This window comes from Pseudoalteromonas rubra (assembly GCF_005887095.1).
Lineage (GTDB): Bacteria > Pseudomonadota > Gammaproteobacteria > Enterobacterales > Alteromonadaceae > Pseudoalteromonas > Pseudoalteromonas rubra_E.
Genome location: NZ_PNCI01000041.1, coordinates 1 through 20,278, shown reverse-complemented (window position 1 = coordinate 20,278; position 20,278 = coordinate 1). Strand labels below are relative to the sequence as shown.

Below are 20,278 nucleotides of genomic sequence, written 5' to 3'. Positions count from 1 at the left end.
CGAAAGCCAGCTTACCAGCTGGCTTTTTTGTTGTTGGGCTGTGTATAAACATATTCCAAACTGTCGTACAGAATGTATGCCGTCTATCGTTAGCTAATACTGTGCAGGGCGGATTTGTCAGCCTTGTGCTTGTAGTGCTTTAAGCGCCTTGTTCACTTGTTGATCGGCCTGACGGGTCGTTTCTGGCAGGCGATACTTAGGGGTAAGTTTGAGGATCCAGTCTTTTGCTGTGCTCAGACTGACTTTATGACCAACAGAGACATACACTGGTTTAATGTTGTCCTGGGTCCGTAAAACCTCACCGATTACTTGTTCATCGTCTATCAGCGGCGTGCTGGCTCCGCGAGTTTCAAGTGGCGTTTCATGCGTGCCTGTCAGTCGTGTTTTACCACACCCTATGGTGGGAATATCCAGGACTACACCAAGATGACAGGCCAGACCAAAGCGCCTTGGATGAGCCAGGCCCTGTCCATCACACACTATCATGTCCGGTTTATGGGTGAGTCGCTCAAACGCGGACAGCAATGGCGGCAATTCCCTGAATGAGAACAAACCGGGAATGTATGGGAAACGCACACTTTCGGTGACCACCTGAGTTTCAATGATCTCCAGTGTGCTGGCATCTAACACCACAATGGCACCAACCAGTTGGTTTGTCGCGTCGTCATAAGCCACATCAGTGCCAGCAATGGTGGTGATGGAGTCAAATTGATCTTCACTGATAACCTGAGCTGCGAGTGTTTCTTGCAGTGTTTGGGCTTCTGTTTCAGAGCTGGGGTGCTCTATTTGCATGCTAACGCCTTATTTTTTGTATTGCGCTGCAATTTTAACGTACCTTTACTCATTAATCATAGGGGGCTGTACCATAAATGGACATACACGGTATGATTAAGTTTGTTAAGAGAAAATTGAGCCAATAGAAAGTGTAACTATTATTTAAGTGGCTGATTGAACTAAAGTAGACAATTATAACAACAGCTCATTAGGGCTGTTTAACATATTTAAGGAAGCCTGATGTTGGTTGAAATGGCAATTGCTGATGCATACGGTGCAGGGTTTGAGTTTGTTGCACAAGATATTATCCGGACACACAATGATCTTAGTGGCTACCGGGCACATGCATTGTCGGGTGAGTCTGCCTGCTACACTGACGACACGCAGATGTCTTTGGCTTTGGCTGAGCTGATGTTAAGTGACAAACTCTGGGACAGCGAAATGATTGCCGCTGCCTTTTACGATACGTACCACAGGGACCCGGTTCATGGCTATGCCAAGCGATTGCAACAGGCTTTTGCCGAGGCGCCTAATGCACAAGCGTTTGCCAGACTGGTTAAGACCGATAGCTTTGGTAATGGCGCTATGATGCGTGCTCTGCCTTTGGGTTATCTGATTGACGAGCAAAAAATTTTGAGCAGAGCTGAGCAGCAGGCCCGAGTAACACACGACCACGATATTGCGGTTAACGCCGCCAAGTGTATTGCTCTGGCCACTCATGCGGGCTTATATAAAAAGGCAACGCTGAATACTTTGGCAGATTATCTTACTGATTTCGGTTGTGTGTTTGATGCTCACTGGGAAGGGCCAGTGCGCGCTATTTCAGAAGATACGCTGAGCGCGGTTTTGATGATGCTGAGCCAGTCGCGCAGTTTGAGTCACATACTCGAACTATCAGTAAACTTAGGCGGCGACACAGACAGTGTAGCAGCAATCAGTTGTGGTATAGCAAGTTGCTATGACGAGGTCGAAAAAGATCTGCCTCAGATATTAATTGCTCAGTTTGATCATCCTCATTATGGTCTGGAGTATCTGGCCAATATTGATTTACGTCTTGAAGACTTGAAGACTTGAAGACTTGAAGACTTGAAGACTTGAAGACTTGAAGACTTGAGTTTAATGGAGTAGAAGAAAAATAACATCGCCTTTCTGGCTAATGGGTTGTATTGAGAGGAAACATAGTATAAGGCTGTTGCATTTTGAATCAGTTTCTCTTTTCTGAAGCGACACTTCCGTCACATACCTGCGCCGATGGGATTCCAGCATGACAAATCGATTTGTTCGACAGTATCCTACAAGGATATAGAGAACTCACATCAGGTGATTTGTCATTAGTATTATGGAATAAAACCTTGCTCTATCTTGTTATTATATCCAGCCAATTTTTAGCTGGCTGTGTTTAGCCCAATGAAATACAGCTTCTCCTACTCAAAAAGCGCTTTACGATATAAGGGCGTATCAATCAGTTGCTGGTAGGCGGTGCGAAGCCGAACAACCAGCTCCGGATCCGTAGCTAAGCTGACAGCCAAATAGCCCCTGACACTAAGCGGTTCAATATCCAGCACATAGCGAAAGTGATTGTCGGGTAAATTCATTGCCTGCTCTATGGCGCTGACATAGCGTGGGTCGTCCACAACCAGGTCGACTTTATTGGCTGCCAGTAAATGGTAGGATTGTTGTATATCTGCGGTCTCGATAAACTCAAAGCCCAGAGTCTGCAATACCTGGGCAGCCACGTCTTCTCTTTGTACGGCAAGCCGATATTGCTTAGCGTCCGTCAGCGACTCAATGTGGACTTTCTGAGGAGGCTGATTCGTTACAAAGCCGAGGTTAAACAGCGCCACGGGGCCAATCCAGTGAAACAAAGCCTCCCGCTGTGGGGTTTTTGCCATGCTGTAAATTAGGGTGTTGGGCTTATCTTTTGCGGTACTCAAAGCGCGTGCCCAGGGGTACATGTAAAAGTCCCCCTCAAGCTCAGCTGTGTCCAGAATGGCTTTAACCAGTTCGGTGCTGATACCGGCAACCTGGTCGTTGACCCAGGTTTGATTGGGTGGGGATAACTCCGTGACTACGGTGAACTTAGCCCAGCTGTGAAAGCTAATCAGCAGCGTGACTAGCATCAGGGCAACGACTGTTTTTACCATCAAAAACATACCTTTTAATCTGCATACGGATAAAAGTGTAGCAGGGCCAGGTTATCTTGCCCTTATTATTCAGGGTGTCAGGTTCAAGATGTCAGCCAGTATGTCGGTAAACAACCATAAATTTCATGAATACCCCCTATATTGTAAATTGTCGACAATCTACCGCAGATTGGGTTGACGTACACGTAAAGCAGCACTATATTGTCTACAACTTTTAACAAGACCGGAAGGCAAACACATAATGAGCTTTATGCATGAAAGTGCCGTAACTGCTTCTGATAAAGCATTTTTCCGGCTTAGAAAAGAGATTGTTGAAGGTGATATTCCGGCTGGCTCTAAGCTGAGCGAAATGGAATTGTCGACAAAATATGAGGTAAGCCGAGCGGTTGTTCGGGAGGCGATAAACCGCCTTGAGGCCTGCCATTTGGTTGAACGTCGTCCGAATGTGGGGGCCAGAGTGGTCTCGCTGAGTGAAGAAGGCCTGATGGAGTTGTATCAGGTGCGCGAAGCCCTTGAGGGCATGGCTGCACGTCTGGCAGCGCAACACATGCCAGATGAAGAAATTGCCAAACTCAATAGCCTGTTGAACGAGCAGTTCGACGAAGTCAAAGGCGGCGAATCTTATTATCAGGAAGCGGGCGATCTGGACTTTCATTACCGCATTATTGTCGGCAGCCAAAACCAGCAGCTGATTGCCATGCTGAGCAATGGTATTTATCACCTGGCGCGAATGTATCGGGTGCAACTCGGCATGGCCGGGCCACGCGTGACAACGGCCTACGACGAACACAAACACATAGTGCGTGCCATCGCAAATCGAGATGCCGAGTTGGCAGAAATGCTGATGCGCCGCCATATTCAATATTCTAAAAATAATATTGCCACCAAGTTAACCAAACAGCATCAGTCATAATCGGGGAGACACACTTATGAGTACAGGGATCATCAGCGCAGGTAAAAGATTTCGCGACGCGCTAAAAGCCAATCAGCCACTACAGATCGTGGGCACCATTAATGCCTACAGTGCCATCATGGCGAAAAAAATCGGTCACCAGGCTATCTACCTGTCTGGCGGCGGCGTTGCGAATGCCTCTTATGGTCTGCCGGACTTAGGCATCACCTCTTTAAACGATGTAATTGCAGATGTTCAGCGTATTACGTCTGCCTGTGACTTGCCCCTGATGGTCGATATCGACACAGGCTGGGGTGGCGCATTTAACATTGCTAAAACCATTCAGGAGATGCAAAAAGCGGGTGCCGCTGCCGTGCATATGGAAGATCAGGTAGCGCAAAAGCGCTGCGGTCACCGTCCTAACAAAGAGATTGTGTCGACAGACGAAATGGTCGACCGCATCAAAGCGGCTGTAGATGCGCGTACCGATCCAGACTTCTTCATCATGGCGCGTACCGACGCATTCGCGCAGGAAGGTCTTGAAGCGGCTATTGAGCGTGCTAAAGCCTATGTTGCAGCTGGTGCAGACGGTATTTTCGCAGAAGCTGTGCAGACTGAAGAGCATTATCGTGCATTTGCCGAAGCGCTGGATGTGCCCATTCTGGCCAATATCACCGAGTTCGGTAAAACAGAGCTGTGGAACAAAAAAGAGCTGGGTGAGTGGGGCGTCGACATGGTGCTTTACCCGCTGAGTGCGTTCCGCGCAATGAACAAAGCCGCAGAGATGGTGTATCAATCAATTTTAGAAAACGGCGATCAGAAAGCCGTCATCGACAGCATGCAAACTCGTATGGATTTGTATGATTATCTTGGCTATCACGAGTACGAGCAAAAACTCGACGCATTGTTTGCCCAAGGTAAGAACAAATAAAAAGTTTAAAGGATAAAGATAAAGCCGCGTTCCTGCGGCTTTTATCACAATGAAATTAACCAGCAGGTAAAATTCAGGAGACAACAAAATGGCTAAAGTATTAAGCGGTGCGGGCCTTCGCGGTCAGGTTGCAGGTAAAACGGCACTTTCAACAGTCGGTGTATCAGGCTCAGGTCTGACTTATCGTGGATACGACGTAAAAGACCTGGCTGAACATTGCCAGTTTGAGGAAGTCGCATATCTGATCCTAAAAGGTAAATTGCCTAACCAGCAGGAGCTGGACAGCTACAAGGCAATGCTAAAATCTCAGCGCGGCCTGCCACAGGCACTAAAAGAGGTGCTGGAGCGCATTCCGGCCGATGCACACCCAATGGACGTATTACGCACCGGCTGTTCTATGTTGGGTAACCTTGAAGGTGAGCACGACTTTGAACAGCAGCAGGCCATCACAGATCGTATGCTGGCATGTTTCCCAAGCATCATCTGTTACTGGTATCGCTTTAGCCATGATGGTGTGCGTGTTGATGTTGAAACAGACGACGACTCAATCGGCGCACACTTCCTGCATATGCTGCATGGCGAAAAGCCAAGCGAGTTGCATGAGCGCGTAATGCACGTTTCGCTTATTCTGTATGCAGAGCATGAGTTTAACGCCTCGACCTTCACTGCACGTGTGTGTGCTTCTACGCTGTCTGACATGCATTCTTGTATCACAGGTGCCATCGGTTCATTACGTGGTCCTCTGCACGGTGGGGCGAACGAAGCGGCAATGGAAATGATTGAGCGCTTTGAGTCGGCCGATCACGCTGAGCAGGAAATGATGGGCATGCTGGAGCGTAAAGAAAAGATCATGGGCTTTGGTCACGCAATCTACTCTGAGTCTGATCCGCGTAACGAAATCATCAAAGGCTGGTCTGAAAAGCTGGCAGCTGATGTGGGCGATACCGTACTTTATCCGGTTTCTGTACGATGTGAAGCGGTTATGTGGCGCGAGAAGAAACTGTTCTGTAATGCGGATTTCTTCCACGCATCGGCTTATCACTTTATGAAGATCCCAACTAAGCTGTTCACGCCTATCTTCGTGATGTCGCGCCTGACTGGTTGGGCAGGCCACGTGATGGAGCAAAGAGCAGACAACCGTATCATCCGCCCGTCAGCGGAATATACGGGTGAGGAACTGCGTCCGGTTCCAGCTATGTCTGAGCGTTAATACCTGAACGTTCACATTCGTCACTGTATGGCACAGATCACCGACAATAATCATAAAGATCTGTGCCGTTGAGCCAATGAGCAATCCTGGAAGTAGTTATGAACAGCCAATTTCGCAAAAAATTACCTGACTCTTCGCTGTGTTATTACGACACACGCGAAGCGGTCGAAGCCATCAAGCCTGGAGCGTATGATGGCTTACCTTATACCTCTAAAGTTCTGGCAGAAAACCTGGTGCGCCGCGCCGAGCCTGAAAAACTCAACGATTATCTGGCCCAAATAATTGAGCGTCGTCGCGACCTGGACTTCCCCTGGTTTCCGGCACGTGTGGTCTGTCATGACATCCTGGGCCAGACGGCCCTGGTAGATCTGGCCGGTTTGCGTGATGCCATTGCTGAAAAAGGCGGCGATCCTGCCAAAGTAAACCCGGTGGTACCAACTCAGCTGATCGTTGATCATAGCCTGGCCGTCGAGCATGCGGGCTACGAAGAAAATGCCTTTGAGAAAAACCGGGCGATTGAAGACCGCCGTAACGACGACCGCTTCCACTTTATTAACTGGACCAAAACAGCCTTTAAAAACGTTGATGTGATCCCGCCGGGCAATGGTATTTTGCACCAGATCAATCTGGAGAAAATGTCGCCGGTTATCCAGGCGCGTGATGGCGTGGCATTCCCGGATACCCTGGTTGGAACCGACAGCCATACCCCGCACGTTGATGCACTGGGCGTAATTGCTGTGGGTGTAGGGGGTCTTGAAGCCGAAAGCGTGATGCTGGGTCGTGCTTCATATATGCGCCTGCCAGATATCGTGGGTGTAGAGCTGGTTGGCAAACGTCAGCCGGGGATCACCGCCACGGATATCGTGCTGGCCATCACGGAATTTTTACGTCAGGAGCGCGTGGTTTCTTCGTACCTTGAGTTCTTCGGCGAAGGCTGCGAGGGCTTGTCTTTGGGTGACCGGGCAACCATTTCGAACATGACACCTGAGTATGGCGCCACGGCCGCCATGTTCTATATTGACCAGCAAACCATTGATTATCTGCGCCTGACCGGTCGTGATGACGAGCAAATCAAGCTGGTTGAGCAATATGCCAAGCACACTGGTTTATGGGCCGATGCCATGACAGGCGCTCAGTACGAGCGTGTGCTGAAATTCGATTTATCTTCGGTTGGCCGTAACCTGGCCGGTCCGTCAAACCCGCATCGCCGTGTTGCGACAGCAGACTTGGCCAAGCAAGGCATTGTGGCAGATTATGAGCAGCGTGAGGGCGAAATGCCAGACGGTGCGGTGATCATCGCAGCCATTACCAGCTGTACCAACACCAGTAACCCGCGCAACGTGGTGGCAGCCGGTTTGCTGGCACGTAATGCCAACAAACTGGGTCTGAGCCGCAAGCCGTGGGTTAAAACCTCATTTGCGCCGGGTTCTAAAGCGGTGCGCTCTTATATGGAAGAAGCGCAGTTGTTGCCTGAGCTTGAGCAACTGGGCTTTGGTATCGTGGCATTTGCCTGTACCACCTGTAACGGCATGAGTGGGGCATTAGAACCAAAAATTCAGCAAGAAGTGATCGACCGCGACCTCTACTCAACTGCTGTCCTATCGGGCAACCGCAACTTTGATGGTCGTATCCACCCTTATGCCAAGCAGGCTTTCCTGGCATCACCACCTTTGGTTGTGGCATATGCGATTGCCGGAACAGTGCGTTTTGATATCGAAAATGGCGTGCTGGGTCATGACCAGAATGGCAACCCGGTTACGTTAAAAGACATCTGGCCAAGCGATGAAGAGATTGATGCAGTCATTGCACAGAGCGTGAAACCGGAGCAGTTCCGCGCCGTCTACGAACCTATGTTTGATCTGAGCGTTGACTATGGTGAAGACAACGACCCGCTCTATCAGTGGCGTGAGATGAGTACCTATATCCGCCGTCCGCCATACTGGGAAGGCGCGTTAGCAGGTGAGCGCACCATGAAAGGTATGCGACCATTGGCGATTCTGGGTGACAACATCACCACAGATCACTTGTCGCCTTCAAATGCGATTCTGGCATCCAGTGCCGCTGGTGAATATTTGGCAAAAATGGGCTTGCCCGAAGAAGACTTTAACTCGTATGCAACCCACCGTGGCGACCACTTAACGGCGCAACGTGCTACCTTTGCTAACCCCAAACTCCTTAATGAAATGGTGTTGGAAAACGGTGAAGTGAAGCAGGGTTCACTGGCGCGTCTTGAGCCAGAAGGCAAAGTCACTCGCATGTGGGAAGCCATCGAAACCTATATGGAGCGTAAACAACCGCTGATCATCGTAGCCGGTGCCGATTATGGTCAGGGCTCGTCTCGCGACTGGGCAGCCAAAGGCGTGCGTTTAGCCGGTGTAGAAGTGATTGTGGCTGAAGGCTTTGAGCGTATTCACCGTACCAATCTGATTGGCATGGGCGTGTTACCGCTGGAGTTCCAAAATGGTACAACGCGTAAAACGCTGGAGCTCGATGGTACTGAAACCTACGATGTCGAAGGCACACGCACACCAGGCGCTACGCTGAATCTGATCATCCATCGCAGCAATGGCGTGCAGCTAGAAGTGCCTGTGTTGTGTCGTCTGGACACAGAAGAAGAAGTGTCTATTTACGAAGCCGGTGGCGTGCTACAGCGCTTTGCCAAAGACTTTCTGGAAGCAAACGCTTAACCACTGCATTCTTGCTCCGCACTAACTGTGGAGCCTGTCTGAGCAGAGTGCACCCGCAAAGGGTGTTCACTCTGCTACTTAGGATGAAAACTATGACTTTCAAACCTCAACTACGTGTGCCGGCGACCTATATGCGCGGTGGCACCTCCAAAGGTGTGTTTTTTAATCTCAGCTCACTGCCCGAGGCGGCACAAGTGCCGGGTGAAGCGCGCGACAGACTGCTGCTGCGCGTAATTGGCAGCCCGGATCCTTATGCCAAGCAAACCGATGGTATGGGTGGGGCAACCTCCAGTACCAGCAAAACCGTGATCTTGTCGAAAAGTGATAAAGCGGACCATGATGTCGACTATTTGTTTGGCCAGGTCGCGATAGACAAACCCTTTATCGACTGGAGTGGCAACTGTGGCAATCTGACCGCAGCGGTGGGTGCTTTTGCCATTAGCAACGGCCTGGTAGATGCCAGCAGAATACCCGAAAACGGCATTGCTGTAGTACGGATCTGGCAGGCAAACATTGAAAAAACCATTATCGCTCATGTGCCTATGGCGAATGGCGAAGTGCAGGAAAGTGGCGACTTTGAGCTTGATGGCGTGACTTTTCCAGCCGCCGAAGTGGTGGTGGAATTTATAGACCCGGCCGACGGCGATGCAGATATGTTCCCAAGTGGCAACCTGGTCGACCAACTGGAAGTGCCGGAGATTGGAACGTTTGATGTAACTATGATCAATGCCGGGATCCCAACCTTGTTTTTCCGCGCGGAAGACTTAGGTTACACCGGTGTGGAACTGCAAGAAGCGATCAATGGTGACGACGCAGCATTGGCCCGATTTGAACAGATCCGCGCTTACGGTGCCGTAAAAATGGGCCTGATTGAACACATTGACGAAGCCAAGGTGCGTCAGCACACCCCTAAAATTGCCTTTGTATGCGGTGCTAAGGCGTATACCGCATCCAGTGGCAAAGCCATTTCGCAGCAGGACATTGACCTGTCTGTTCGGGCCCTGTCCATGGGTAAGCTGCACCATGCCATGATGGGCACGGCCGCAGTGGCAATTGCCACGGCTGCTGCTATCCCCGGTACATTGGTGAACCTGGCGGCAGGCGGTGGTGAGCGCAACAGCGTTACTTTTGGCCATCCTTCGGGCACTTTGAAAGTGGGCGCAGAAGCCGAACTGGCAAATGGTCGCTGGCTGGCAAAAAAAGCGGTGATGAGCCGCAGCGCCCGAGTGGTGATGGAGGGGCATGTTCGAGTCCCGCAAGAACAAATTTAGTGATGAAAATTGGCCCGGTTAATCCGGGCCTTGTTTTTTAAGGAACGAAAAAGATGTATGAAGCGTTATTTTCTATTGCTCTGACCACTGCGTTGTTGCTTGGCTCGCCAGGTCCTGCCCCCTTAGCATTGGCCGCTGTTGGTGCCAGCTCAGGTGTGCGCCGTGGAGTGCCATTTTTATCCGGTATTCTGCTGGGGCTGTTAGTAGCAATTATTGCGGCTGCAACGGGGCTTGGGGCGCTGTTGTTAAGCTATCCGAATCTCAGTGCGTGGCCATCGCCTACCTGTTTTATGTCGCCTATAAAATTGCGACTAATCGCAGTGGTTTATCTGACGTGTCTGGGGGAGAAGTGGGTTTTCGGGATGGCTTTATTCTGAATTTGCTTAACCCAAAAGCGTACGCAGCCTGTATTGCCATTTTTGCCAACAATAGCGTGCCTGATGCGAGCCCTGTGATGGGGGCTGTATTGGCGGCGATAACGTGTTTTGCAATTGCCATTTTAGTGGATAGCCTGTGGCTGGTGTTTGGTGGGGTATTACACCGTTTTATTAAAACCCCCAAACAGTTGCGTATTTTGCGTTTATTTTTTGCCTTTTTGTTAACCTCTCTGCTAGTTTGGATAAGTACCACACATATCCTGAGCTGAGGCTGCTATGGAGCGCTTTCATTCTATCTCTGTTGATACCGAACGCCTGAATGGCGGTCTTTTAATGAGTTTTAAAGCGCTCGGTAAGGTTAGTCATGCAGATTATATGACTATTAAGGCTGTGATTGACAGCGCGCTGAGAGCGGCAGCCGGGCAGCAAATCAGGGTACTGGTCGACGTCACTGAATTTGAGGGCTGGGAGCTGCATGCAGCCTGGGACGATGTAGCACTGGCACTGCGCCACAGCCATGACTTTTATAAAATAGCGGTATTAGGAAACAGCCGTTGGCAAAAACTGGCTGCCAAGGTCGGAAACTGGTTTGTAAACGGGGAGTCGCGCTACTTTGAAGAAAAAGGTGCCGCACTGAGCTGGCTTTGCGAATAAATTATTTTTAATGTTGCTTTGTCATTGGTCGTTTTCTCACTCTCTTCTACACTTCAATTGTACTATTTAGTATTGGAATTGAGTTGGAGCGGGGATGGCGGGTGAGAAAATATTGATCGTTGAAGACGAAAGTATAGTGGCGTTTGATATTAAACGCCGCCTGAGCAAGTTCGGGTACGTTGTCACAGGAATGGCATCCAGCGCAGAAAAGGCGCTTGCCTCAATTGAGCAGTGGCTTCCCGACCTGATCCTGATGGATATACATATTAAAGGGCCAATGGACGGGATAGAACTTGCTAGTGTCTTGAATAAGAAATATAACATTCCAATTATTTTTCTGACGGCCAATTCAGAGGCCAGTACTATCAACAAGGCTAAAATTACGAAACCTTACGGTTACTTGCTTAAGCCTTTTTCTGAACGTGAACTCAATGCATCAATTCAGGTAGCACTTCAGCGCTACGAGACAGAACAGGTACAACGTCAGAATGAAGAAGATCTATCTATGGCGCTTGCCGCAGGTGACTTGACCAGCTGGGTCTCGATTGAAGGCACTCAGGAGCTACTGATTGAAAAAAGTACGGATGGCACGCTGCAAACGCACTCGAGCTGGCAGAGTTTTCTAGCTCGGGTTGATAAGCGAGACTTAACTGCGGTTGAGCAAGCACTAGAGCGGCTTAAGCAGGGGGAAGTACTAGAGGTCGAAACTGAGTTCAGATTGCAAAAAGAACTGAATGTTAGCGACGTAAAGAGTGCTGAGCAACAATGGTACAGGTTATATGGACGCGCTCAGATGGACCAGAGCAATCGCATTACCCGGCTTGTAGGTGTATTGCAGGATGTGACTGGTCGTCATCAGGTAGAAGCGAAGCTTAAACAGGCCAGTAGTATTTTTGAAAGCTCCGCCGAAGGGGTGGTGATATTTAACCGTCAGTTTGAAATTGAATCCTGTAATTGGGCATTTGCCCAACTAGTTGGACAACCTCGTTCAGAGTTAACAGGCACGCGGGTGCCTTGTCTGCCACTGGACCCCGAACATGAGCTTTGGCAACAGCTGGCCCAACAGGGGGGGTGGCAGGGCAATCTTGAATTTAACTCTGACTCTGCACCCCCGCGTTTTTTTCAGATCCACGTTAGTAGCCTGAACTGTGATGATCATCATTGCGACTATGTCATGATGGTTGCCGATGTATCAGCGTTGAAAAGCGCAAATGATGAACTCTCCAGAATTGCTTATTACGACCCACTTACCGGGCTGCCTAATAGAACTTTGCTGGTTTCCAGGCTCGGTAAAGCGTTAGTCACGGCTCAACAAGACAATACCATGGTAGCAGTGATGTTCATCGACCTGGATGGGTTTAAGCAAGTTAACGATAGCTTTGGTCACCAAATGGGTGACAAAGTACTGGAGACGGTAGCACAGCGTATCGAATCTCGGGTTAGAACTTGCGATACCGTTGCGCGGTTTGGTGGCGATGAATTTATTCTTGTTTTAGAAGGAATAAAAGATGGGAGAGTGTGTGAGCGACTGGCTGATAAGTTATTGTCATGGATAGCAAAACCGGTTCAGGTTGGTGAACAAAGAGTAGGCGTGGGAGCCAGCATTGGTGTCAGCCTGTATCCAAAAGATGCGTTAGATGCCGATGAATTGATTGAGAAAGCGGATGTGGCCATGTACAGCGCCAAACACAAGGGTAAGTGTAAAATTAGCTACTTTGATGAACGGCTCCAACATATGCTGGAGCAGGCACAAGTACGTAAAGAATCTTATCTATCGGCCTTAAACGCGCATCAGTTGGATATGAAGACAGACTGCGTTCTGGGGTTTATTGATAGGCACGTTTTATATGAGGTAAACAGCATTGTTTGGGAGCAGGCGGATGGCTCGGTGTTGCTTGTTGATGAATTACTTGAGTTGGCTTTAGATCTGGATGTTCTTGACTTGTTTAATCACGCTGTATTGTGCCGGTTTATGATGCAAGTGGTCTCACGTAAAGGGGTACATCAGGCACTTGTTGTAGACAGTCGCCAACTACGAGATCCTGGTTTTGTTATGACGTTAGACGCTCTTTGCACGCAACACCATATTGAAGCATCGCAGATATTAATTGAGTACTTGGAGTTTCAACCGGGTGAGCGTGCTGAGGTGATATCTGTATTAGGGGCACTACGTACATTGGGAGTCCGTTGCATACTTGCCGGATTTGGGCGAGGCAGCATCTGCTTTGATAGCTTCACAGAGCAGCCGCCTGATTACATCAAGTTGGCTGTCGCATTGACTGAATACGTCAATGGCAATGAGAAGCAACAGACGGCGATAAAAGCACTTTTGGCTTTTTGTCAGCTATTTAACATTCCAATAATTGTCTGCGGTAATATTGCACCGGTTCAGGTTTCGCTGCTACAAGCTTTAGGTTGTCGCTTCTACCAAATTAGCGTACCGCCTGCACGTGATGAAGCGCAAATAACGGGGTAGTCAATGGAACATCCCATACGACACGCAGAACAACAGAATGCCGAACAAATTATGGAGCTGGCAGTAGAAGCTTCTCCCAATGGCATGGTGATGATCGATGAGCAGGGATTGATTGTATTGGTCAACCAGTCCGTCGAAACCATGTTTGGTTATAACAGAGAGGAATTGATTGGTCAGTCGATAGAGTGCTTGGTACCAACGCGATTTGCTCATTCACACCCAATGCAACGGCAGAGTTATTTTTGCCAACCGACGACAAGAGCAATGGGTAAAGGGCGTGATTTATATGGGTTACACAAAAGTGGTCTGGAGTTCCCGGTTGAAATTGGGTTGAACCCAATTGAAACGGACAGGGGAACCTGGGTACTTGCAGCGGTGGTCGATATTACTTCTCGTAAACGTGCGGAGCAGATCATGTCTTTGGCGGTAGAAGCTGCGCCAAACGGGATGATATTAACAGACAAAGTGGGTGATATTGTACTGGTTAATTCTACAGTTGAAAGGATCTTCGGTTTTGGCCGGGAGGAGTTGGTGGGCCAGCCCGTCAGCATTTTAGTGCCTGAGCGATTCAGAGATATGCACCCACATTTGCGAGAACATTATTATGAGTATCCTGAGGCGAGGGCCATGGGCCATGGTCGCGATTTGTATGGGATACATAAAAGCGGCAGAGAAATTCCATTGGAGATTGGTTTAAACCCAATTCAGACAGAGCAAGGCTTGATGATCCTGGCGTCAGTGGTGGATATCACTGAGCGTAAACAGCAGGAAGAGGCAATAATGAAGGCGCTGAAAGAGAAAGAAATGCTGCTTTCTGAGATCCACCATAGAGTAAAAAACAACCTTCAAATAATTGACAGCCTGATCGGTATTCAGTCGGAAACCATGACGGATGAACGTGCACAGAATGTACTGTTAGAGTGTCAGAATCGCATTAAGTCTATGGCGGTGATCCACCGTACTTTGTATGAATCACAAGACTTTTCTTTGGTAGATATGGAGCAAGTGACACACACTTTGTTGGAAAATCTTTTTGCGTCTTATGCGATTGAAAAAAGCAAGATCTGGCTGGAGTTTGCCGTCAAGGACGTGCGCTTGCCTATCAATGTGAGTATTACCTTAGGGCTGATCATCAATGAGCTATGCTCCAATGTGTTTAAACATGCCTACCCGGACGAAAAGAGCGGACCGCTGAGCATTCGTATGTCGCGCATAGAAGGCGAGTGTTTTGAGCTTGAGATTTCAGATCAGGGAGTTGGAATTCCTGATAGCTTTGTGGTAGAAGAAAGCAAAACGCTGGGGCTGATTTTGGTGCAGTTGTTGAGTGAGCAAATAAGCGCATCGTTAAGTATTAATAATAGGCACCCAACGCAATTCACGCTCCGTTTTTGCAATCAGGCATAGGGTAGTCATTTATGAATACACTTTTTATCACAGGTGCAAATCGCGGCATTGGGCTTGCGCTAGTTAAGCTGTATCTTGAGCAGGGCTGGAGAGTATTGGCAAGCTGCAGAGCGCCGCAATCTGCCGACGCATTGTGGCAGCTGGAGCAGCAGTTTAGCCATTTACAGATAGTCGCGCTGGATATCACTAACTATGCGCAAATGACAAAACTCGCCGCATCGCTTAGTGATGTGCCCATTGATTTGGTGATAAACAATGCCGGTGTCTACGGTCCGAAAGGTTATGCGTTTGGCGACTGTGATGTAGAACAGTGGAAGCGTGTTATGGAAGTTAATGTGATTGCACCGTTAAAATTGGCAGAGGCACTCACCCCGCAACTAAGACTGGGTAAGTTAAAGACCTTTGCGGTGCTCTCATCCAAAGTCGGTAGTATGACCAACAACACGAAAGGGGGCGGATACATCTATCGCAGTTCAAAAGCGGCGTTAAATTCGGTGATCAAGAGTCTCTCCAATGACCTGTTACCTGAAGGAATAAAAACCGTGGCGCTGCATCCGGGTTGGGTTAAAACCGATATGGGTGGGCCCAATGCGCTCATCTCGGCAGAGGAGTCTGCACAAGGGCTTAAACATGTTCTTGATGAATTACATGAGGCGCAAAGTGGCGGTTTTTACGACTATCAAGGGCTCGCGATACCTTGGTAGCAAGTATGCTTGATTTAATACCTAGTCATTGATTTGACGTAATACGGTGATGTTTGAACTGGCCTCGCAGAGGGAGCTTTGTGTAAAATGAATTAAAAGTAGCTGGGCTTGATGCGCTGCCAGCTACTGACACTGGATAATATTACTCAAATTTATCCTGACATGGGCTTGAACCAGGACAAGTCCAGCTTGTTGTGCCTGTACCACCTGCAACATGTGGTGTGTTTTTCTCTGCATGCTGCAGTTGTTTATGAGATAAGCTTTTTAGTGGTTTTTTGTTTAGCTTTAACATTGTTATTGTATCTCCAAATGGTTTTTGTGTTTTCCTTAGCGAAAAAATTTCGCAATTCAAAATTAACCTTGTGTTGATGTTTTGTCAATAACTGTTATGAGAACTTATCCTGTACTTGCGCCAGATGATAGTAACCCAATTGCCCGAAGCGACGAAGCTGAGGAAAGGGGATCCTGGGCAAAGGCCGCTGGAACAGGGGTAAATCAGGCACGGTATCTTTCATTGCCAGTTGTGCCAACCGGTAGGCAGCCTGGGAGCTAAATGATACGCCTGAGCCACAGTAACCCAAAATATATCCCACATTGTCCTCAAAAAAGACATGGGGCATATCGTCCAGTGCCGCGGCAATATAACCGTGCCAGTAATAATCATGTGGTATACCTTTGAGGCATGGAAAACACTCGGCCAGTGCTGTTTTAAGGTGAGTCAGATACTTGGTTTTGTGCTGATCTTTGGCAAATACTGCGCCTCGTCCGCCAAACAGCAGGCGGTGATCTGGCAGCAGCCGATAATAATATTTTAGCCTGCGCGTATCCATTACCACCTGATGTGTCCTCAGACCTGTTTGCTTTAGCTCATCCTCGCTGAGCGGGCGTGTTACAAAGATACTGCTGAGGATAGGCAGGTAGCGGTTATCGATCAAAGGATGGCTGTGTTTGTTGTTATAAGCATTTCCAGTATAAAGCAGCTTATCTGCACTGATTTCCTGATCGTTTACACTCAGCGTGTGACGCTGACCGTGTTTAACCTTGCTGACCAGGCTTTGTTCAAACAAGGTTACACCGGCTTTAATAGCCATGTCACGATAGCCGAGCAGGAGTTTGAGCGGGTGCAAACCAAAGCCATTCTCATAACGCATGGCACCATGAGCGTGGTGATTCAGCATAAACTGCGCGTCGAGTTCTGCCCTGCTGAGCAGTTGACTACTTTCACCGCCAAAATTATCTGAGATAAACCGCGCAGCACTTTGCAAGTTGGCATAAGCCTGAGCATTATGCGCTATTTTCAGATAACCCGATGCCTGTGCGTCACAGTCGATTTTGTGTTCATCAATGAGCGATCTAACTCGGTTAACGCCACCCTGAAACTCATCGTAAATGCCACGGCTAACGTCTAGCCCCCAACGTTTTGCATAATCGCCATAACCAAGCCGTCCCGAGCCGGGCAGTGCAAACCCAGCATTACGCGCACTGGCGCCAAAGCCAACCTGGTTGGCTTCCAGTACACACACTTTTTGCTGATAGTTTTTGGCCAGATAGTAAGCACTTAATAACCCACTGAATCCGCCACCAATGATGGCTACATCAAAGTGTTCAGATGTTTCGGGTGCGGGGTTTGCTGTTGGCAGGGGCTGTGTTGCGGCCCAGTAACTTGGCGCGAATTCCTGACCCTGACAATGGGCTGCACTTAGGGGATCGAAAGTTTGCATCAGAACTCCAGTACCATTTCAGCAGCCTGGCAATGGCATTCAGTATCGCAAAGCGTGCAGCGATATCCCTCATATAAGGTCAGATCTAACCAGCGATCATCGTGAACTTTAACGAGCTTTCCACCCGCTTTAGTGAAGTATTTCACGGCTCCGTTGCCCGGGCTTTGCATCCACAGATGGGAGACCCCGGCTTGTGCGCCTTGTTGTTTCAATACCTCGACAGATGCGTTGAGTAACTTAGGTCCAATCCCCTGTCCCTGCGCATCAGGGTGAATGGCTATACACTTAAAGTATGCCATGTGCTCCTCATCAACTGGCCACAGTGCAGGTGAGCACCACTTGTCTATAGGCCACTGGCCTGCGCTATAGGAAGTTCTGAACCCAACCACCTGTTGCGACTCGTCGATCGCCACAAATGAGGCATTCAAATCATTTTTGGTGCCCCGTTGGTGCATCATTTTAATACCCGCCATATCGAGGTAATTGTCCCCGTGGACCAGATTGCCGAGGTCGATGACCGCCTGATAATGGGAGGTATCGAGAGGAAGGATAGAAATCATGCGCTACTGCCTAGTGTCATTTACTGAGTAGTCATTTTGCAGCATTTATTAATTGAAAACAAAGGCGTTCAAAAAAAACTGTACAAAATAGGTACGAAAATAGTGTGTTTTATGTTCATCTGTCGTTGACAGCGATGTCATCTTGGTAATAATTGTGACAATGGTGTGTCTGAATGATGGTTGCGTACGCTGCAATTATTTGTGATGACGTACTGTTAAACAGAACGATAACAATTTAATTCAGGGCGCGATATGACAGTCGCAACCTGAATCACAACAACATGTAAAGGATGTCCTATGAAAAAACTTAACTCCGTTTGCCTGGCGGTCATGGCGTGTATCAGCGCGCCTGCACTGGCACTCAATGTTCAGCCAGATCCGAACAACTCTGGTGCCTATTTACTGGATCGGGCTGGGCTTCAGGCAGCAGAAGCTACCCTGACCTCAAACCCAATGTATAGCGTGTGGGCACAGGCACTAAAAACCCGCAGCAATACTGTGGTTGACGCCATTGTGCCTGGCGCCGCCTCTAACCCCGAAAACGTAAAGCGCGTAGAACGGGTATTTGGTCAGAGTGAGTGGGATTTTCTGACCCAAATGGCAGCACCGGAATACACTTATACGCGCTTTTTGCGTGCTATAGGCAAGTTTCCGGCGTTTTGTGGTGACTATACGGATGGTCGCAATGCGGACGCCATTTGTAAAAAATCAATTGTTACCGCGTTTGCACATTTTGCACAGGAAACCGGCGGCCACATAGCCAAAGACAATGTCTCGGATAACCCGCTGAGATTAGAAGAGTGGCAGCAAGCCCTGGTGCATGTGCGTGAAATGGGCTGGTCTGAAGGGCAACCTGGTTATACTACTGGGTGCGGTCAGAATGACTGGCAAAACCGACGCTGGCCATGTGCGAGCGGGCAAGGATATTTTGGTCGTGGCGCCAAACAACTGTCTTACCATTTTAACTATGGCATGTTCTCTGAAGCCATGTTTGACGGTGATGCGACCGTGTTGCTGAATAATCCGGCCCTGGTTGCCGATTCCTGGCTCAACCTGGCCTCTGCAATTTGGTTTTTCCTGACCCCTCAGGCTCCAAAACCGGCGATGCTACATGTGATTGACCGTACCTGGGTGCCATCTCAGACTGAGCTGAATGCCGGTATTGGCTACGGCTTTGGCACCACAATCAACGTCATTAATGGCGGTATCGAATGTGGTGATCACAATAAAAACAAAGGCCAGCCGGTCAATCGTATTCGCTACTGGGAAGGGTTGTCGCATTATTACAACATTCCGGTTGAAAGCGATGAAGAAAATACCTGCTGGCAGCAAACGCCCTTTGGTAGTTTGAATCTGGATGGTGCCGGTGAAGTACTTTACACCAACTGGGAAGCAAACTGGGAATACTATGCCGACCGTCCGGGAGGGTTCTCGTTTGAATGTAAACTGGTGGGCTATCAGACCGCTTATTCCGCACTTGTTGAAGGCGATTACGAAAAATGCGTGACTAACTTCTATGGATCACACACCGGGTGGCCGGTTGTCACAGTGGTTGATAACTTGCCGCCGCCAGATGACAAACCTCCGGTTGATAATGTAGCTGCATGGGAAGCGAATAAGGTTTACCTGAAAGGCGATAAGGCCAGCTTTAATGGGAAAGTGTATGTTGCGAAGTGGTGGACTCGCGGTGATGAGCCAAATGGGACTGGACCCTGGGAACTGGCACCTGCAGCGCAATAATCTATCACGTTTTTTACTGAGGGCCTTTTAGGCTCTCTCATTCTTAATGGCCTCCTTTTTTTAGGAGGCTTTTTTGTTGGGGTATCGGCCTTGTTGATCAAATCCAGATAGCTTAGGCAACACTGTGATTTCAGCTGTTTCCCTGATATTCAGGCATACCTACCCCAGCCATTCTGTTGAGCACTTTCACTTTGATCATCGCTTCAGTGTGCTGCTGATTGAATTCACGACTGATCAGTTTGTCACCCATTAGCTGTTTATACCGGTATATTGCTGTTTTCGCCAGTGAACGTTGATGGTAGTTCACACACTTCTTCCACTCACTGCTACCTATATGCTTTGTTAAAATGACCGCGCTGTTACGAGCATGTCCACCCTCCCACAACTGAGCGTTACACCCTCGGTGGGATCACAGCGTCGCCTTTTTGGCTGCCACTTCGGCATAACAGCCTCGGGTATCATATGCGCCATCCGCTTATACCGAGCTGATCACACAAGACTAAATTAGTTCAATGATTTAGGAAACAACGCCACAATGTGGATAAAAGCGATTGACGTATACAGACTTTCACGTTAGCCTAAATTTTAAATTAAGGAAAGCGCTGTTAAATAAACTAAGTTACACTGAAAAAGAGAGCCCCAATGAAGAGTAACTTTCATAAGATTTCAGTAATAATTTTTTTGTTGTTTATGTCTTTTATATTTGGGGTTTTCGGTGTTTTTCAAGTTAGTT

17 protein-coding genes are annotated in these 20,278 nt (G+C 48.6%); 12 read left to right on the top strand and 5 right to left on the bottom strand.

The features are described 5' to 3' along the window. Positions 1 to 117: 117 nt before the first annotated feature. On the bottom strand, positions 118 to 792 hold the full coding sequence (gene nfi / locus CWB99_RS16990) for a deoxyribonuclease V (RefSeq protein WP_138551220.1): 675 nt from the start codon (positions 790 to 792) through the stop codon (positions 118 to 120). A gap of 222 nt (positions 793 to 1,014) precedes the next feature. On the opposite strand from nfi, the gene CWB99_RS16985 reads away from it, so the two are divergent. Further along, the gene (locus CWB99_RS16985) at positions 1,015 to 1,848 is read left to right on the top strand and encodes an ADP-ribosylglycohydrolase family protein (protein ID WP_138551221.1); all 834 of its coding nucleotides are present in this window, start codon (positions 1,015 to 1,017) and stop codon (positions 1,846 to 1,848) included. Positions 1,849 to 2,198: 350 nt separating this feature from the next. Here the strand turns inward: CWB99_RS16985 and CWB99_RS16980 are convergent, their stop codons facing one another. Next, positions 2,199 to 2,918: a substrate-binding periplasmic protein gene (locus CWB99_RS16980; RefSeq protein WP_138551233.1), complete on the bottom strand. Its 720-nt coding sequence runs from the start codon at positions 2,916 to 2,918 to the stop codon at positions 2,199 to 2,201. A 241-nt stretch (positions 2,919 to 3,159) separates the two neighbouring features. Here CWB99_RS16980 and CWB99_RS16975 point away from each other — a divergent pair, with 241 nt between their 5' ends. From CWB99_RS16975 to CWB99_RS16930, 10 genes are all read left to right on the top strand, one after another. Continuing rightward, positions 3,160 to 3,831, top strand: a complete 672-nt coding sequence (locus CWB99_RS16975; protein WP_046007265.1) for a GntR family transcriptional regulator — start codon at positions 3,160 to 3,162, stop codon at positions 3,829 to 3,831. 31 nt (positions 3,832 to 3,862) lie between these two features. Continuing rightward, entirely contained in the window at positions 3,863 to 4,741 is an 879-nt protein-coding gene (gene prpB, locus CWB99_RS16970; RefSeq protein WP_125717407.1) for a methylisocitrate lyase, read from the top strand. A gap of 88 nt (positions 4,742 to 4,829) precedes the next feature. Next, positions 4,830 to 5,951, top strand: a complete 1,122-nt coding sequence (prpC, locus tag CWB99_RS16965) for a bifunctional 2-methylcitrate synthase/citrate synthase (RefSeq protein ID WP_138551222.1) — start codon at positions 4,830 to 4,832, stop codon at positions 5,949 to 5,951. 98 nt (positions 5,952 to 6,049) lie between these two features. Further along, the gene (gene acnD / locus CWB99_RS16960) at positions 6,050 to 8,638 is read left to right on the top strand and encodes a Fe/S-dependent 2-methylisocitrate dehydratase AcnD (RefSeq protein WP_138551223.1); all 2,589 of its coding nucleotides are present in this window, start codon (positions 6,050 to 6,052) and stop codon (positions 8,636 to 8,638) included. A gap of 92 nt (positions 8,639 to 8,730) precedes the next feature. Then, a complete protein-coding gene (gene prpF, locus CWB99_RS16955) occupies positions 8,731 to 9,909 on the top strand; it encodes a 2-methylaconitate cis-trans isomerase PrpF (RefSeq protein ID WP_138551224.1) in 1,179 nt (392 codons plus the stop codon). Positions 9,910 to 10,177: 268 nt separating this feature from the next. Further along, positions 10,178 to 10,555 carry a LysE family translocator gene (locus CWB99_RS24630; protein WP_249331968.1) on the top strand — a complete coding sequence of 126 codons (378 nt, stop codon included), beginning with the start codon at positions 10,178 to 10,180 and terminating at the stop codon, positions 10,553 to 10,555. 7 nt (positions 10,556 to 10,562) lie between these two features. After that, positions 10,563 to 10,940, top strand: coding sequence for an STAS/SEC14 domain-containing protein (locus CWB99_RS16945; RefSeq protein ID WP_138551225.1), 378 nt, complete (start codon positions 10,563 to 10,565; stop codon positions 10,938 to 10,940). Between the two features lie 94 nt (positions 10,941 to 11,034). Then, the gene (locus tag CWB99_RS16940) at positions 11,035 to 13,416 is read left to right on the top strand and encodes a diguanylate cyclase domain-containing protein (protein WP_138551226.1); all 2,382 of its coding nucleotides are present in this window, start codon (positions 11,035 to 11,037) and stop codon (positions 13,414 to 13,416) included. Positions 13,417 to 13,419: 3 nt separating this feature from the next. After that, positions 13,420 to 14,820 carry a PAS domain S-box protein gene (locus tag CWB99_RS16935; protein WP_138551227.1) on the top strand — a complete coding sequence of 467 codons (1,401 nt, stop codon included), beginning with the start codon at positions 13,420 to 13,422 and terminating at the stop codon, positions 14,818 to 14,820. An 11-nt stretch (positions 14,821 to 14,831) separates the two neighbouring features. Beyond that, positions 14,832 to 15,524 carry an SDR family oxidoreductase gene (locus tag CWB99_RS16930; protein ID WP_138551228.1) on the top strand — a complete coding sequence of 231 codons (693 nt, stop codon included), beginning with the start codon at positions 14,832 to 14,834 and terminating at the stop codon, positions 15,522 to 15,524. A gap of 386 nt (positions 15,525 to 15,910) precedes the next feature. Here CWB99_RS16930 and CWB99_RS16925 read toward each other — a convergent pair whose 3' ends face one another. Together CWB99_RS16925 and CWB99_RS16920 are read right to left on the bottom strand one after the other, a co-directional pair. Beyond that, positions 15,911 to 17,245, bottom strand: coding sequence for an NAD(P)/FAD-dependent oxidoreductase (locus CWB99_RS16925; RefSeq protein WP_138551229.1), 1,335 nt, complete (start codon positions 17,243 to 17,245; stop codon positions 15,911 to 15,913). Beyond that, positions 17,245 to 17,802, bottom strand: a complete 558-nt coding sequence (locus CWB99_RS16920) for a GNAT family N-acetyltransferase (protein ID WP_138551234.1) — start codon at positions 17,800 to 17,802, stop codon at positions 17,245 to 17,247. The genes CWB99_RS16925 and CWB99_RS16920 overlap by 1 nt, the downstream gene beginning before the upstream one ends. Positions 17,803 to 18,102: 300 nt before the next feature. Here CWB99_RS16920 and CWB99_RS16915 point away from each other — a divergent pair, with 300 nt between their 5' ends. Continuing rightward, complete coding sequence (locus CWB99_RS16915; RefSeq protein WP_138551230.1) at positions 18,103 to 19,545, top strand: chitinase; 1,443 nt, start codon at positions 18,103 to 18,105, stop codon at positions 19,543 to 19,545. Positions 19,546 to 19,675: 130 nt separating this feature from the next. Here CWB99_RS16915 and CWB99_RS24625 read toward each other — a convergent pair whose 3' ends face one another. Beyond that, on the bottom strand, positions 19,676 to 19,852 hold the full coding sequence (locus tag CWB99_RS24625) for a hypothetical protein (protein WP_249331966.1): 177 nt from the start codon (positions 19,850 to 19,852) through the stop codon (positions 19,676 to 19,678). Between the last annotated feature and the right edge of the window lie 426 nt (positions 19,853 to 20,278).

What these genes read in the sequence shown, in the direction of transcription:
- nfi (WP_138551220.1), bottom strand. Translation starts at nt 792, where the DNA reads ATGCAAATAGAGCACCCCAGCTCTGAAACAGAAGCCCAAACACTGCAA.
- CWB99_RS16985 (WP_138551221.1), top strand. Translation starts at nt 1,015, where the DNA reads ATGTTGGTTGAAATGGCAATTGCTGATGCATACGGTGCAGGGTTTGAG.
- CWB99_RS16980 (WP_138551233.1), bottom strand. Translation starts at nt 2,918, where the DNA reads ATGGTAAAAACAGTCGTTGCCCTGATGCTAGTCACGCTGCTGATTAGC.
- CWB99_RS16975 (WP_046007265.1), top strand. Translation starts at nt 3,160, where the DNA reads ATGAGCTTTATGCATGAAAGTGCCGTAACTGCTTCTGATAAAGCATTT.
- prpC (WP_138551222.1), top strand. Translation starts at nt 4,830, where the DNA reads ATGGCTAAAGTATTAAGCGGTGCGGGCCTTCGCGGTCAGGTTGCAGGT.
- acnD (WP_138551223.1), top strand. Translation starts at nt 6,050, where the DNA reads ATGAACAGCCAATTTCGCAAAAAATTACCTGACTCTTCGCTGTGTTAT.
- prpF (WP_138551224.1), top strand. Translation starts at nt 8,731, where the DNA reads ATGACTTTCAAACCTCAACTACGTGTGCCGGCGACCTATATGCGCGGT.
- CWB99_RS16945 (WP_138551225.1), top strand. Translation starts at nt 10,563, where the DNA reads ATGGAGCGCTTTCATTCTATCTCTGTTGATACCGAACGCCTGAATGGC.
- CWB99_RS16940 (WP_138551226.1), top strand. Translation starts at nt 11,035, where the DNA reads ATGGCGGGTGAGAAAATATTGATCGTTGAAGACGAAAGTATAGTGGCG.
- CWB99_RS16935 (WP_138551227.1), top strand. Translation starts at nt 13,420, where the DNA reads ATGGAACATCCCATACGACACGCAGAACAACAGAATGCCGAACAAATT.
- CWB99_RS16930 (WP_138551228.1), top strand. Translation starts at nt 14,832, where the DNA reads ATGAATACACTTTTTATCACAGGTGCAAATCGCGGCATTGGGCTTGCG.
- CWB99_RS16925 (WP_138551229.1), bottom strand. Translation starts at nt 17,245, where the DNA reads ATGCAAACTTTCGATCCCCTAAGTGCAGCCCATTGTCAGGGTCAGGAA.
- CWB99_RS16915 (WP_138551230.1), top strand. Translation starts at nt 18,103, where the DNA reads ATGAAAAAACTTAACTCCGTTTGCCTGGCGGTCATGGCGTGTATCAGC.